Raw genomic sequence first — 14,490 nt, 5'->3', positions numbered from 1 at the left:
GAGGTCGAGGTGAGCCCGGATATCAGGCCAAGAGGCGACCTTTGTATAGGGGCCGTATAGGGGCTCGTTGGCCACTTCTTCTGTGAGTCCTATCCCTGGTTGATGGTGAGGTCGCCTTCTACCTTGCCGATGACTGTTGCCCGGTCGTATCCGTTCTGCGTGATCGATGCGACTTCAGATGGATAGGTGGCAAGGCCCTGGATTTCTCCTCGTGCTTGCGGGTAGCGCTCGGCGTAACTGGTGAGGATCAGCCTTAGCACATTAGTCAGTTCAGCTTCGGCCAGAGGGATGTCTTGCTCTCCGGTCATACGAGACACCAGCTGAACTGTCGCAACGTCGTAGGCGTCCAGAGCTGCGGCTTGGTCCTCATCGGAGGCGCGGTTGAGGGCTCTGCGAAGTCGGTCGCGAGCGCTCTGTACACCGTCGCTGAAACGAGAGACGCCGTAGCTGATGCCAGTGGCAGCAAGGTTGGCAGCCGCTCCACTCACGACGGGATGGCTGTAGACGTCCACCGTCGCGCTCCACCGGCCGGGCAGGTGCGCGGCGATGCCCTCGGCGACATCACCCATGAAGGTCCGGCCGCTGGCCTTCACCACGCTCTGGTGGCGGTCGGCGGTCCGCACTAGCTCGGCCATCGGGGCCTGAGCAGCCTGCGGGTCCTCGATGGGCAGGGTGTACGTGTCATCCTGGCGCCGCTGGAAGCCGGTGGCCTCCAGCGCGGTCTGCGCCCAGGGGTATTTCTCGCCGACAGCGACGGCGACGATGCCGGCGGCGCTCCGGCTGAAAGAAAGGGTGATCTGCGCGGGGGCGTCCGTGGAAGTCATCGGGCTCTCGATCGTGCGGAGTGGGTGGCGAGCCCTACGCCGTGGTGACAGGCGTAGGTAGCGCGACTTCATGAGCAATGGCTCCTGCGGAAACACCGAATTCCGCGCCTGATGAGCAGCGGTGTGCTCGGTGATCACGAGCAGAATTGCCTGTCAGGCTCTGGGCTGTAGTCACTGCCGGTAGTGGGCCCTGGTGTCGGGGGCCGCGAGACGGGTGCGTTGCTCATGTTCTCCGCGGGAAGCTCGGGGGCGGGGTGAGGTCCTATGATCGTGCGCCGGCGGCGCGGCGCGGTGCGGCCGGAGCGGGACTCCGGCCTCTTTCAAGGAGTAGCGGACGATGCCGGGGCTGCATCCGGCGAGGTCGGTGATGTCCTTCTGCTGCATTCCCCCCCGTGTTCGTAGAGGTGGCGCAGGCGATCAGGTGCGAGATCACCCTTCTGAGGAGTGGGGTGCCCTGGCCCCCAGGGTTTGGGCGGTGCGAAGTGAGTGAGGTTCTATGGTCTGGCTGATCACCGGTTTCGCTAACCGGGGTTCACCGGCTAGGTAGGAACGCGACTGGCGTGCTCGCGGGACACGGATGAGGAGCAAGCGCGGAATCCGGCTCGCACGCCGTGTTCGCAAGCGGATTCCGGCCTTTCGGCCTGGTCCGGCTGTGCCGCGCGGTATCGTCTGATGCCTGGTGGTACGCGTTGTCCGCCGCCGACGAATGAATCCGGCCAGCGGCATACACGGGTTCGAATGCGCGATCTTGTCCGATGAGATGCCTGACCTGAAGGATGGCGAACCCCATCAGCCAGGGAAGGGCTTGTGACGCCTCATGCCCGAAGCCACTGTCGACCTGCCGCTCAGCTTCTCCGTTCCCGAGATGTTCCGGGACATCGACTTCACGGTGACGGCCGAAACCAACACCGACCGGCTCATCGCCGACCTCACCGGCCTGGACCCGCGGCCGACGGACGACGAGATCGCCCATGCGATCGTCTCCCAGCAGGCGATGTACGAGATGCTCGCCGCCGCGGGGGCCGTCTACGCGGGCATCCTGCTGTCCGGGCCGACCGAGGACGAGCCTGAGAAGCCCCTCAGCTCGATGCTGCTGTCGGTCACCGCCCGGCCCAGCGAACTGTCCAACGAGGACACCGTGCACCGCCTCGCCCGCTCCATGGGCGCGATCTACCCGGACGCCGAGGTGGGCGTGGTCGTGCTGCCGACCGGGCCCGCCGTGCTGCTCACCGAGGAGAGCGAGGTGCCCCGGCCGGTGAACCTGCTCAACGCGGGTGGCGGTCCGACCGTCGTGCGCCAGCTCCACGTCTTCGTCCCCATCCCGGGACGCCTGGCCATGGCGGACTTCGCCATCGCCACGGAGAACACCGCCGAGTGGGACGACTGCGTCGAGATCATCGGCCAGGTCTGCAAGACGATCGCCTTCGTCTGACCCCCAGCCCCTGGACACGAGAGGACCGTTGGCCATGAAAACGCTGTACACCGTCATCGAAGGCAACGGACGGTTTCCGATGCGCGAGCTGGGTTACGCCCCCGGCGAGCACGATCTGATCGTGGCGGCGGTGCACTCCGAACTCAACATGTACACCAAGGGTGAGGGAGACGCGCTGAGCATCTGGGGCTGGGATCCCAAGGCCCTGCGCGACGAGGACCGCTACCGCATCGAGCAGCTCATCCGGATGTACCTCTACCAGGAGAACCGGATCCTCGGAGCCCTGAGGCGGCTGGACGAACGGCTCTACGCGCTCAAGACCTCCTCCGCCGAGGCCGGGGAGCGCGTCCAGGAGTACACCGACTCGCTGGCCAAGGCGTCCCAGGAGCGGATCGAGCCGCTGGTGCAGCGAGCCAGCCCTCGACAACGCGGCCAGTACCGCCGCAGGATGGTGCCACCCGGCAGTGTGATCGACTTCTACGACCCCGAGGTCGCCCGGCCCTTGCGAAGCCACTCCCTGGGCAAGGCCGGCCAAAGCTTCACCTGCGAGATCTGGCGCTTCCTCGACAAGGGGTACGGACCCGACCGCATCCCCGACGACGAACTGCGCGAACTCGTCGACACCGTGCTCGCCGTCGAGGCCGAGTACCAGCTGCAAAGCCTCCTGCTCGACCGGGAGTTCACCCGCATCATCACGACGCGCGGCAGGGAGTTCGAGTACCTGAAGGCCGTCGCCGCGGAAAAGGCCGCCGCGGAGGCGGGTGGCGGCGACTTCTGGGGAATCCTGGGCGACGTCCTCGGCGTGGTCTCCGCCGTGACCGGCGTCCTCGCGCTGATTCCCGTGCTGACCCCGATCTGCGGGCCGATCGCCGTGGTCACCGCAGTCGGCGCGCTCAGCGCGCACACCGTGGGCGCGGTCATCGAGGGCGACTGGGACGCCGGGACCTTCGCCGAGCTGGTCACCGACGTGGTCGGGGCCGTTCCCGCGTTCGGCGCGGTCGCCAAGGGGCTGCGTACCGGTGCGGTCAGTATGCGGTCCGTCGGCAAGGTGGGGGTGGCCGTCCGGTCCGGCGGCCGGGCCTTTCTGGCGGCCACCGGTGGCGCCGCGGCCGCCGAGGCCGGGGCCATCTCCCGTTATCTGGGCGCCAAGGGGGCCCGCATCGTCGGTGCGACCGCGAAACAGGGAGTGGTGGCGGGCAAGGTGATCGAGGGATCGGTGGCGATGGCCACCCAGATCCCCACCGCCGTCGCCCTGTCGACCGGCGAGGAGACGGGGGTCGCCGACAAGGTCGCGACCGGCACCGATCTCACCGTCGGCACCCTCGACCAGGTCGGTGAGTGGAAAGTCGTCGGCGACATCTCCAAACGGGCCGGAAAAGTGTCGCTCGCCACTTTCAGCAAGGTCTTCGCCTGAGCCCGCGCACTCCCCCCCTGGCCCCCCTGCCCCCTGTGCTCCCCACCCGGTCAACGCCGCGTCAACCCAGCCCTGACCAGGCCGCCGCCCACCCCGTGGCCCCGTGGCACATCCGACCAAGGATGATTCCCCATGCCAGTGAAGGCGTCCACAGCCTCCCGGCAAGTGCAGTTCCCGATCGTCGAATCGTTCGCCCAGGGCACCGTGACCAACCCGCACTGGCAGCTCCAGGGCACCGCGCGGCTGACCGGCGGCAGCCTGGAACTCACTCCCAACGAAAGCTCCAAGGCCGGGACGGCCTTCCTCAATCAGCCGTTCTCCTCAGCGCTCGGCGTCACCATCGACTTCGACTACTCCTGCGAGGGCGGCCCCGAGCTCGGCGACGGCTTCAGCGTCTACCTGATCGACGGCGAGCACACGACCGGCCCCGGCGGCCGGGGCGGAGCGCTCGGCTACTCCTTCACCAAGTCCGGGCCGGACACGATCGTCACCCCGGGCGTCACGGCCGGATACGTGGGCATCGGTTTCGACAACTTCGGCAACTTCGCCACACCGTTCTCCGGGACGGGCGGCCCCGGAAATCTCCCCCGCACCGTCGGGGTACGCGGCTCCGGCAGCGAGAGGGAAGGGTTCCGCTGGCTCACCGGCGTCCAGGCACCCGGCGGGTTCCACGCGTCATGGGAAGCCGGCGCCCACATCCAGGTGTCCGTCATCGACGGCCGGCTGACCGTACGGCACGCCGACCGGGCCGACCCGAACGGTACCCTGTTGATCGACGACTTCGACCTCGCGCAGACCCCCGGGCAGACCCGGATGCCGGAGACGTTCAAGCTGGGCTTCGCGGCCGGCACGGGCAGCGCCACCGCGGCCCACCGGATCAGGAACCTCACGGTGGCCCTGCCCGTGAACATGCCGCTGGAGATGGGCGGCCCGCAGACGGCCAAGTCGGGAGAACGGGTCTCCTACAGCATCAGCGTGCAGAACCTCGGCCCCAACGACGCCCCCGACGCCGTCGTGGAGGGCGCCATCCCGGCAGAGCTGACCGATCCGGAGCTGACCTGCCAAGCCGAGAACGGAGCCGTCTGCGGTACCGGTTCGGTCCTGGACGGCCTGCGCCAGCCGGTCGACCTGCCCAAGGGCAGCAAGGCGATGATCAGCCTGACCGGCACCATCGACCCCCGGTTCGAGGGCCGCCTCACCCCCACCAGCCTGATCAAGTCGCCGTCACGCGCCAATACCGCCGAGCAGCAGTCCGACTCGGCCGCCACCGACGTCGAACTGCCACGGGTCAGCATCACCCCCGCGATCGTCGGGCAGTGGCACCAGGGATGGCCCGAGGACGCGACGGGATGGGTGATCAGCTACGACATCACCCTGACCGCCAACGAACAACGGGTGGTGAGGTGGGAGATCTCCTTCGACGCACCGGCGCGAACCCGTATCAATCCCCAACAGACCCAATGGTACGAGGTGATCAAGGACGGCACAGAGGGATCCGTCGTCATCGCCACGCCGGACGACACCCGCACCATCGAACCCGGCACATCTCTCACCGTGGCCATGCAGCTGCTCTATCCCTCCCAACAAGACGCCGGTGACGGCACGCTGCGCAACCTCCACGCCACCGAGGTGACCCGGCCATAGATCCCACCGACAAAACGACCTTGCCCCGCGAGCGGGAAGGGTGCCAAGCAGACTGCTGCCTCGTAAGAGCCTGCTTTCGATGCAAAGTTTGATAAGCCGTTGTTGCAGTGGCTGTTGGCGAGGCCGGGTGTCCTGGGAGGTCACCCGTTCGGCTGATCTTCGGCTTGTGCGGGATCTGGATGGTGTCGTCTGGGTAGGTCGGCAGCGGAGGCGCTCGTGCTTTATGGGGAGGGGGTCATGAGGAGGCAGGCCTGGCCCTGCTATTAGGGCCGCGCCCTCAGCGCTTCCCGGGTGCCGGGCCTGTCGCGCAGACCGGCGTGACGCTGTATTCCTGGTTCAACTAGCTTCCACCTGCGTGAACGGCGTATCCGTGCGGTCATTCCGCCGCCAGCGGACCAGGTCCGGAACGGCCTTCGTCGTGGCGCGTTAGACGGACGGCCGCCCGGCTCGACCCCGAGCGGCACAAGGAGCGGGACACTGTCGAACGATGTATCTGTCGCCTGGAGCAGTGGCGCGGCTGGCCAGGTGCACGGACAGACTCGCCACTGCTTACCAGGCCGCACTCCACCTTGCGGCCATCCTGATCTGGTTCCGCAACTGACCACTCGGGGCACTTACTCCTTGCCGAGCGTCTGCTCCCTGTGGTCTGCCACCTCATCTACAGTCGAGGCAGCGGTCTGAGGTGGGGCGTGCCTCAAGACGGCGAAGGCCGATCTCGGCCCCGCATTTGTCGCACCAGCCGTACGCGTGGTTCTCGATCTTGTGCAGAGCCTGGTCGATCTTCTCGATGACCTTTCGTTCCCGGTCGCGGCTGCGCAGCTCCAGGCCCAACTCTTCTTCGATGGTGGCTCGGTCGACCGGGCCGGGGAAGTCGGCCTTCACGCGATCGGCGGACCGGTCCGGGCTGGTCATCAGCTCCTGCTTCCAGGCTTCGAGCAGCTTCGTGAAGTGCTGGCGCATGGGCTCACCCATGTACTCCTCGCCCGCAGTCCCGGCGTAGGGCTCAACTCCATACATATTGACCGAAGTCGACATGTTCCTCCTAAATAAAAGGGTCACGAAGCGCGACCACCTGCTTGTTGCCGCCCCATCAGCAGTCGGGCATCCTGGTCAAGGGGACGCGCGCTAGCTGGGGGCCTACCCGGCCGTACTGTGAGGCGGCGCATCGGTCAGGCCCTGGCAGCCGCCGACGCGATGCATCCCGGCGTCTGGTTACGCCTCTGTGAACTCCACTTGGTACTCGGTCACCAACAGGCCCAAGTCGAGTTGCACCCGCAGCTTCACGGCAGACTCGATCAGCGTGCTGTCAGTGGTACGGAAATATTCGGCGTCCTCGGAGTCCGAGCGCACCGTGGTGAGCCCCGTACCGTGGGTGTCCCATAGCTCTTCGGTCCAGGACTCCACGACGACTCCCTGTGCCCCCTCGGGTATCACCACGGTTTTCGTTATTGCGAGCGCAGCCTTCAGTGCGACGCGCTGTCCCTCTTCCATGCAGGTCTCCTTCCCGCAGTGACCCCGGCGGGGTCTGCCTGGGGCAATTATTGATCATGAACGGCGTCGCGACAGCGTCTTTACGGCCACCGCCGCCCTGTGGTCGACGGCGGTCTTGGGCTCGGCTGCCCGAATCCTGCTCAGAGCTCGGGCCGTAGGGTGTTCGCGCCCGGGAGTCCGACACATGGCTCCGGCCCGCACCTGCGGTTCAGTGAAGGGACCGGCCACTGCCGGCTGAACGTTCGTCATCCGCCATCCGTGGGCTGTGCGCGTGGTGCGGCGTGGGGCAGTGGGCGCGGGCGTGGCCGGGAGAGGGTGCCGGATCGCTCCGGCGGCTGACGGGAGGGAGACGTGCCAAGGCGTCCTGGCCAGGTGTTCTGACCCTTACCTGGTCATCGCGTCTCCTAGGGGCCTTGGAGCGATGGGGGCCGGGATCGGGTGGCGTAGGGTGACCGGGTCTGTCGTTGTGTAGGGGTTCTTGGGGTGGGGAGTGGACGAGCGCAGTGGCGTGCCGTTGTGCGCGCCGACGATCGAGGATGATGAGATCGCCGCGGTGGCGGCCGTCTTGCGGTCGGGTTGGCTGGCCGCGGGGCCGAAGGCGGCGGAGTTCGAGGCGGCCTTCGGGCGGTGGGCGGGGGCGCCGCACGCTGTCGCCGTCGACTCGGCTACGGCCGGTCTGCACCTGGTGCTGGCCGCGCTGGGAACCGGCGCTGGTGACGAGGTCATCGTTCCGTCGCTGACCTGGCCCGCTACGGTCAATGTGGTCGAGCTGCTGGGCGCCCGTGCGGTGTTCGCCGACGTCCTGCCGGGCACGTTGTTGCTGGATCCCGCCGATGTGGCGCGCAAGATCACCAGCCGTACCAGAGCGGTCGTTCCTGTGCACTATGCCGGGGCTCCGGTCGACCTGGCCGCGTTACGTGGCGTGGTGGCCGGGCGTGGAATAACCCTCGTCCACGATGCGGCGCACGCGCTGGGCACGTGGTATGGCGACGAGCTCATCGGCGGCGGTCCTGAGCCCGTTGTCTTCAGCTTTCACCCTGCCAAGAACATCACCACCGCCGAAGGCGGAATGGTGACGGTGGCCGACGGCGAGTTGGCCGAGCGCATACGCCTGCTGCGGTTCCACGGGATCACCAGGGATTCCTGGTCGCGGCACCGTGGCGGTGGCCAGGTGTCGTACGAGGTGCTGGAGCCGGGCTGGAAGTACACCATGTCCGACCTTCATGCCGCGCTCGGCCTGGTGCAGCTGCCCAAACTCGCTCGGTTCAACGCCCGCAGGAGCGAGCTGGCCGGCCGGTACCGCGAGCTGCTGTCCGGCCTGGAGGAGATCCGGCTGCCGGACGTCCCGCCGTATCCCCACACCCATGCCTGGCACCTGTACGTGATACGGCTGGTCCCTGAGCTGCTGACCGTGGACCGGGACACCTTCGTCGCCGAACTCAAGGAGCTCGGGGTGGCGGCCGGAGTGCACTACACGCCGGTCCATCTGCACCACTACTACCGCAGCCGCCGCGAAAACGATCCGGCCGCCGGATGCCTCCCCGTCACCGAGGACGCGGCGGAGGCCATCGTCTCCCTGCCCTTGTTCGCGGGCATGAGCGACGAGCAGCAGGACCGGGTCGCCGCGGCCGTGCGGGCCGTGGCCGGCCGCCATCGCGCATCCGCCGTCACCGGTACGGTGCGATGAGCGTCGTGGTCTTCGCCTATCAGGAGGTGGGCTGCCGGACCCTGGAAGTGCTGGCGGAACTCGGCGTACCGGTCGGCTGCGTCTATACCCACCGCGACGACGGGCGGGAGAACGTCTGGTTCCGGTCGGTCGCCGACGTGGCGTCCTCCCTCGGCATCCCCGTCCGCACCGCCGATCCGCGCACCGAAACTGAACGGCGGCACATCCGGGGGCTGCGGCCGCGGATGCTGCTGAGTGCGTACTGGCGCCGCCTGCTGCCCGACCCGGTGCTTGCCCTGGCCCCGGTCGCGGTCAATGTGCACGGCAGCCTGCTGCCGCGCTACCGCGGCCGGGCACCGGTGAACTGGCAGATCCTGCACGGCGAACGCGAAGGCGGCGTCAGCCTCCATCACATGACGGGCGAGGCGGACGCCGGCGACCTCGTCGACCAGGAGCCCTTCCCCATCGGCCCGGACGACACCCCGCTGGACGTCTACCGCAAGCTCGTTCCCGCCTCGGCCACGCTCGTGCGCCGCAGTGTCCCGGCCCTGCTCGACGGCCGTGCGCCGCGCTGGCCCCAGCTCGCCTCGAAGGCCACCTCCTTCGGAGCCCGGCGTCCCGCCGACGGGCTCATCGACTTCCGGTACGCGGCCGAGGACATCCGCAACCTGATCCGCGCCGTCACCGACCCCTACCCGGGCGCCTACTGCTACGCGGGATCCCGCAAACTCACCATCTGGCGGGCCACCCTCGCCCCGGCCGCTCCGGCGGGCCGAGGAACATACCGGGCGGGGAAGATCGAGACCAGCACCGCAGGGGTCCTCGTGACGTGCGGCGACGGACGCCGCCTGCTCCTGACCGACGTCGAGAGCGACGGACGGCGGGGGAACCCCCGCGACTTCCCCGACCTCCTGCACCACGGCGCGATTCTCACCCAGTCCGAGGGACATTCGTGAACATACTCATCCTCGGTGCGGGCGGCTTCATCGGCCACCACCTGACCCGCGCCATCCTGACACGCACCGACTGGCACGTCCGCGCGCTGGACCTTCGCACCGAACGCCTCGCCGGCATCGCACACCACCCTCGTCTCACTCTCCGAACCGGAGACGTCTTCGCCCATACGGACTGGATCGAGCGGCAGCTGCACTGGGCGGACGTATGCCTGCCCCTGGTGGCCACCGCCACGCCCGCCTCGTACGTCAGGGATCCGCTGGGCACGTTCGACCTCGACTTCACCCACAACCTCGACGCCGTCCGCCGGTGCGCGGCCACGGGCACCCGTGTCGTCTTCCCCTCCAGCTCGGAGGTCTACGGGATGTGCGAGGACGAGGAGTTCGACGAGTACACCAGCCGACTGGTGTACGGGCCGGCGGACAAATCCCGCTGGATCTACGCGGCGTCCAAGCAACTCCTCGACCGGGTCATCCACGCCCTGGCCCAACAGCAGGGCCTGCAGTACACCCTGTTCCGCCCGTTCAACTGGACCGGCCCCGGCCTCGACGACCCGCACAGCACCACGCCGGGGTCCTCCCGCGTACTGCCCCAGATGCTGGGCCATCTCATCCGGCGCGAACCTGTCGTCCTTGTCGACGGAGGAGCCCAGCGGCGCTGCTTCACCCACATCGACGACGGCATCGACGCACTGATGCGCATATTGGAGAACCCCGGTGGTGTGGCCGACGGGCAGATCTTCAACCTGGGAAACCCCGCCAACGAACACACCATCCGCGAAGCGGCGCAGGGCCTGATCCGCCACATCGGCGAAGTCCCCGGCTACGAGGACATACCCACCACCGCCCGCATCGTGGAACAGGACGGCCGCGACTACTACGGGGCGGGCTACCAGGACGTCCACCGCCGCGTGCCCGCCATCCACCGCGCCACCGAGCTCCTGGGCTGGACCCCGCGCGTCGGATTCGACCAGCTGCTGAAGACGACGGTCCAGCACTACCTGAACGCCGAGCATGGCTCATCCACCCCACCGGAAACACCCCCGGCCGCCATCTGCGCCTAAGGGGGCTAGGTTCTGTCCTTTCGGGTCATCTGCGGGCCCAGATGAGGATGGCTGCGAGGTGGAGTGCGGCTTGGCAGGCGATGGCGAGGTTGTCGGCGCGCATGGCCAGGCCGCGCCAGTGTTTGCGGCGGTTGACGCACCGCTCAAGGAGCAAGCCGCACTGCACACGTAGATGAGTTTGGGGTGGGGAATGCTCCGGTTGTAGGGGTTGATGGCCTGTTGGCCGTGGCCGCTGCTGTCCGGCGGCCGCGTGAGCGGCAGGCCGGTCGTGTGGAGGGTGGTGAGCCGCAGTGGACGGACCGCGTGCCGCTGAGGTCCCCATATCCCGGGGTGGGGGACCGTTCCGGAGCTGAACCGTCAACAGGTGGTGCGGCTGCTGGCGTTGCTGGCGGCACGGATCGTGACCGCTCCCGGCCTGTCGGACGGGGGTGATCGCGGTGAGTGCGACGGCTGCTCCGTGGGACCGGGTTGAGGGCAAGGTCCAGTCCTGGCATCGCGAACGTCTCGCGGTCGTCTATGTCCGTCAGTCGACTCCGCAGCAGGTCATCGATCACACGGAGTCGACCCGGCTGCAATACGGGCTCACCCAGCGGGCTGTCGGTCTGGGCTGGGCCCCGTCGCGGGTCCTGGTGATCGACGAGGACCTCGGGCACTCGGCGTCCGGGCTCGTGGACCGGCCGGGTTTCCAGCGGCTGGTCTCCGAAGTCGGCCTGGACCACGTCGGGTTGGTCCTCGGGGTCGAGATGTCCCGTCTCGCCCGCAGCGGACGTGAATGGCACCAGCTGCTGGAGCTGTGCGCGCTGGCCGGGGCCCTGCTGGCCGACCCGGACGGGGTCTATGACCCGGCTGAGCACAACGACCGGCTGCTGCTCGGGCTGAAGGGGACGATCAGCGAGGCGGAACTGCACCTGATCAAGCAGCGGATGTGGAACGGGCGGATCGGCAAGGCCCGGCGCGGGGAGCTGGCCGTGCCTCTGCCGGTGGGGTATCTGCGGCTCGCGGACGGCCAGGTCGTCAAGGATCCGGACGAGCAGGTGCAGACCGTGGTCCGTCTGGTCTTCGACCTGTTCGACGAACTCGCCACGATCAACGCGGTGCTGCACTTCCTGGTCGGCCACGACATCCAGATCGGCATCCGGGCCCGCGAAGGACCGGAGAAAGGGCTGCTGGTCTGGCGCCGGCCCAGCCGGATCATGATCCAGAACTTGCTCCGCCACCCGGCCTATGCCGGGATCTACGTCTATGGCCGCACCCGCACCGACCCCCGCCGCCGCATCCCCGGACGTCCGTTCACCGGCCGCGTCCGCAAACCGCGCGAGGACTGGTTCGTCTACTTGCCCGGGATGCCGCCTGCCTATACCGGTATGGACCGGCACCGGCGCAACCTGGCCCGGATCGAGGCGAACCGGGCCCGTTCACTGGGCATGGGCGCCCTGCGGGACGGCCCCGCACTGCTGGTCGGGCTGATCCGCTGCGGCCGGTGCGGCATCCGGATGGCTGTGCACTACCAGCGCGGGAGGGACGGAAAACTGTGGCCGCGCTACGAGTGCGGCCGCATCAAGGCCGACTACGGTGGCGAGTTGTGCCAGGACCTGGCCGGGGCCTGCGTGGACCGCTATGTCACCGCTCTGCTGCTGGCGGCGATGGCGCCGGCCGCCCTGGAGGTCTCGCTCACGGCGGCCGGCCAGGCCGAACGCCAACGGGCCCAAGGGGACCGGGTCTGGCACCAGCGTCTGGAACGCGCGGACTACCCGGTCGACCGGGCCAGGCGCCAGTACCAGCTGGCCGAGCCCGAAAACCGCTTGGTCGTCCGCGAACTCGAACGCAACTGGGAACAGGCACTGGCCGAACGGCAGCGACTCGGCGAGGAATACGACCGGTTCACCGCCGAACGGCCCCGCATCCTCACAGCCGCCGAGCGGGAACAGATCCGGGCCCTGGCCGGTGACCTTTCCACCGTCTGGCAGGCCCCCACCACGACCGACGCGGACCGCAAACAGCTCATGCGGCAACTAATCGAGGAAGTCCGGGTGACCGTCATCGGCGACAGCGAACGCGTCACCGTCCAGATCACCTGGGCCGGCGGACATGGCACCCACGGCGAAGTCGCACGGCCGGTCGCCCGCCCCGGCCAGCTCAGCTACTTTCCCCGCCTGTCCGACCGGGCCCGCGCACTTGCCGAAGCCGGACATACAGCCCCCGTCATCGCGCAGATCCTCAACTCGGAAGGGCTCCGCCCGCCCAAACGCTGCGAGGTCTTCAGTGCCCAGGGCGTCCGTGAACTGCTGCGGCAAATCGGCTGCGGCGGCGGGCAACACCTTCGACGCCGACCATCACCACAACTCGGCCCGCATGAGTGGTGGTTGACTGACCTTGCCTGCCACACCCACATCCCCCGCATCACCCTCTACGGGTGGATCAAGCGCGGCTGGATGGCCGGCGCGGCCGGTTCGGCGCCATCGGCGGCGAGTACCTGCTGGAGGCGTTGACCCGCTGTCCCTTCGGGCCGGCGGGCGGGCTCAGGGGGAGATCGCGTATCCCGCTGCCGGCTGGCCGAACATCTGGGCGATGTGCCAAACGGCGTGGTCCGTCCCGTGGAAGAACACGTCCAGGCGTCCGTGTCCGTCTGCCTCGACGACGGGTTCGCCGCCGATGTTCTGCGCGATCTGCTCCCAGGCGCTCCAGTCGGTGCCGTTGACGATGGTCTGTTCGTTGCCCCACAGGTGGCCGCCGCCCCAGTGGAAGGTGGCCAGCCGGGCATCGGCGGCCCGGGCGACGGCCGGGTTCCCGGTCAGGATGCCGCCGAGGCTGCTCAGTGTGGCCCATCCGTTGTAGTCGTCTGTCTGCGGCAGATGCCACAGGGCGTTGTCGGTGCCCCGGAAGAACACCTCCAGGCGCCCGTCGGCGTTGGTGCCGACGACAGGGTCGCCGCCGACGTTCTGCACGATGTTCCGAGGGCTTTCCCAGGCGTTGTTGTTGGCGTCCCGCTGGCGGACGACCCACAGGTGACCGTCGGTGCCGCGGAAGAACACCTGCAGACGGCCGCGGGCGTCGGTCGCCACTGCCGGGTCGCCCGACAGGGTGCCGCCCAGGGCGGCAGGGCCGGTCCAGTTGCCGTAGCCGGACTTGGTGGTCTCCCACACATGCCACAGGGCGTTGTCGGTGCCCCGGAAGAATGCCGCCGGGCGGCCGTCGGCGTGCAGCCCGGGGACCGGGTTACCGCCGATATTGTTGGCCAGCACCTTCCCTGCGCCGTAGCCGCCGTTGATGACCGTTTGCCAGGGATGTGCGAGGTTGCCCTGCCCGTCTTTGAAGAACACTCCGATGCGCCGCGCGGCCGTGCGCAGGGCGGAGGGATCGCCGGCCAGGGTGGCGGCGCCCAGGTTTTCCCACTCGGACCAGCCGCCCCAGGTCTGCTGATGGCAGTGCGACAGCGCGTTGTCCGCGCGGCCGCGGGCGAACACCTCCAGCCGGCCGTCCGAAGAGGGCGCCACCGCCGGATCACCCGTCAGCTGCCCGCCGAGCGAGGACACCGGACCCCAGGACATACCCGGCGTCGAAGGAACCGTCATGTTCTTCCCCTCCTGTTTTCACCCCCGGAACTCTGACCAGGGGAGCCACACCTTGGGCTTGCTCGACTGCCTTTCGTGACCGCCGGGCAGGCGTGCCCCGCACCTTGATGACGGCACGTCAAAACGCGTCGACGGTCCCGGCGTCGGCCAACGGAACCCCTGCAGGGACCTTCTCACCGCCCCAGCGAGCCCCTGGTGACGGGCCGGCAGGAATCACAGGCCCGCAGGACGATTCGGGGCAATCGCCGGAGCGCTCGTCGGTCCCCCGGCCTCGCTCGGGCGCTGCGGTGCGGCAGGTACGACACCGAGGGGCCGCTTGGTCATCAGCCGTACTGTGGCCCTTCAGGCGGTAGGCGGTGCGGTCGCCGGCCAGCGAGCCGCAGGGCCGCGCGTCATGCACCGACAGGCTGGTTCGGCGCCGTCCGGGTGC

The 14,490-nt window shown here is 68.5% G+C and carries 11 protein-coding genes and 2 pseudogenes; 8 read left to right on the top strand and 5 right to left on the bottom strand.

Translation table 11 applies throughout. From position 1 onward, the window contains the following. Window positions 1-89: 89 nt before the first annotated feature. Complete coding sequence (locus K7I03_RS04810) at window positions 90-962, bottom strand: hypothetical protein (protein ID WP_224346883.1); 873 nt, start codon at window positions 960-962, stop codon at window positions 90-92. 679 nt (window positions 963-1,641) lie between these two features. On the opposite strand from K7I03_RS04810, the gene K7I03_RS04805 reads away from it, so the two are divergent. The 4 genes and pseudogenes from K7I03_RS04805 to K7I03_RS04790 all read left to right on the top strand — a co-directional run. After that, complete coding sequence (locus K7I03_RS04805; protein WP_185942177.1) at window positions 1,642-2,256, top strand: hypothetical protein; 615 nt, start codon at window positions 1,642-1,644, stop codon at window positions 2,254-2,256. 34 nt (window positions 2,257-2,290) lie between these two features. Further along, complete coding sequence (locus K7I03_RS04800; protein ID WP_185942176.1) at window positions 2,291-3,670, top strand: hypothetical protein; 1,380 nt, start codon at window positions 2,291-2,293, stop codon at window positions 3,668-3,670. 132 nt (window positions 3,671-3,802) lie between these two features. Further along, a complete protein-coding gene (locus K7I03_RS04795; RefSeq protein WP_185942175.1) occupies window positions 3,803-5,314 on the top strand; it encodes a lectin-like domain-containing protein in 1,512 nt (503 codons plus the stop codon). A 348-nt stretch (window positions 5,315-5,662) separates the two neighbouring features. Then, window positions 5,663-5,915, top strand: a pseudogene (locus K7I03_RS04790) (IS5/IS1182 family transposase); the annotation flags it as partial. 53 nt (window positions 5,916-5,968) lie between these two features. On the opposite strand, the gene dksA reads toward K7I03_RS04790, so the two are convergent. After that, window positions 5,969-6,349, bottom strand: coding sequence for an RNA polymerase-binding protein DksA (dksA, locus tag K7I03_RS04785; protein ID WP_221902796.1), 381 nt, complete (start codon window positions 6,347-6,349; stop codon window positions 5,969-5,971). A 177-nt stretch (window positions 6,350-6,526) separates the two neighbouring features. After that, the gene (locus tag K7I03_RS04780) at window positions 6,527-6,805 is read right to left on the bottom strand and encodes a hypothetical protein (RefSeq protein ID WP_185942174.1); all 279 of its coding nucleotides are present in this window, start codon (window positions 6,803-6,805) and stop codon (window positions 6,527-6,529) included. Window positions 6,806-7,295: 490 nt separating this feature from the next. Here K7I03_RS04780 and K7I03_RS04775 point away from each other — a divergent pair, with 490 nt between their 5' ends. The 3 genes from K7I03_RS04775 to K7I03_RS04765 are packed head-to-tail and all read left to right on the top strand — an operon-like array spanning window position 7,296 to window position 10,488. Next, entirely contained in the window at window positions 7,296-8,492 is a 1,197-nt protein-coding gene (locus K7I03_RS04775; RefSeq protein ID WP_185942173.1) for a DegT/DnrJ/EryC1/StrS family aminotransferase, read from the top strand. Continuing rightward, entirely contained in the window at window positions 8,489-9,427 is a 939-nt protein-coding gene (locus K7I03_RS04770) for a formyltransferase family protein (RefSeq protein ID WP_185942172.1), read from the top strand. Before K7I03_RS04775 ends, K7I03_RS04770 begins: the two co-directional genes overlap by 4 nt. After that, window positions 9,424-10,488 carry a bifunctional UDP-4-keto-pentose/UDP-xylose synthase gene (locus K7I03_RS04765; RefSeq protein ID WP_185942171.1) on the top strand — a complete coding sequence of 355 codons (1,065 nt, stop codon included), beginning with the start codon at window positions 9,424-9,426 and terminating at the stop codon, window positions 10,486-10,488. Before K7I03_RS04770 ends, K7I03_RS04765 begins: the two co-directional genes overlap by 4 nt. A gap of 25 nt (window positions 10,489-10,513) precedes the next feature. Here K7I03_RS04765 and K7I03_RS04760 read toward each other — a convergent pair. Further along, window positions 10,514-10,636: pseudogene (locus K7I03_RS04760) on the bottom strand (IS5/IS1182 family transposase); the annotation flags it as partial. A gap of 289 nt (window positions 10,637-10,925) precedes the next feature. Here K7I03_RS04760 and K7I03_RS04755 point away from each other — a divergent pair. Continuing rightward, the gene (locus K7I03_RS04755) at window positions 10,926-12,977 is read left to right on the top strand and encodes a recombinase family protein (protein ID WP_185942170.1); all 2,052 of its coding nucleotides are present in this window, start codon (window positions 10,926-10,928) and stop codon (window positions 12,975-12,977) included. A 30-nt stretch (window positions 12,978-13,007) separates the two neighbouring features. Here K7I03_RS04755 and K7I03_RS04750 read toward each other — a convergent pair whose 3' ends face one another. Beyond that, entirely contained in the window at window positions 13,008-14,060 is a 1,053-nt protein-coding gene (locus K7I03_RS04750; protein WP_185942169.1) for a hypothetical protein, read from the bottom strand. Window positions 14,061-14,490: the final 430 nt, after the last annotated feature.

Source organism: Streptomyces mobaraensis (assembly GCF_020099395.1).
Classification (GTDB): Bacteria; Actinomycetota; Actinomycetes; order Streptomycetales; family Streptomycetaceae; genus Streptomyces.
Note: the sequence above shows the minus strand (reverse complement) of the source record. Positions and strands in the feature narration are given on the sequence as shown.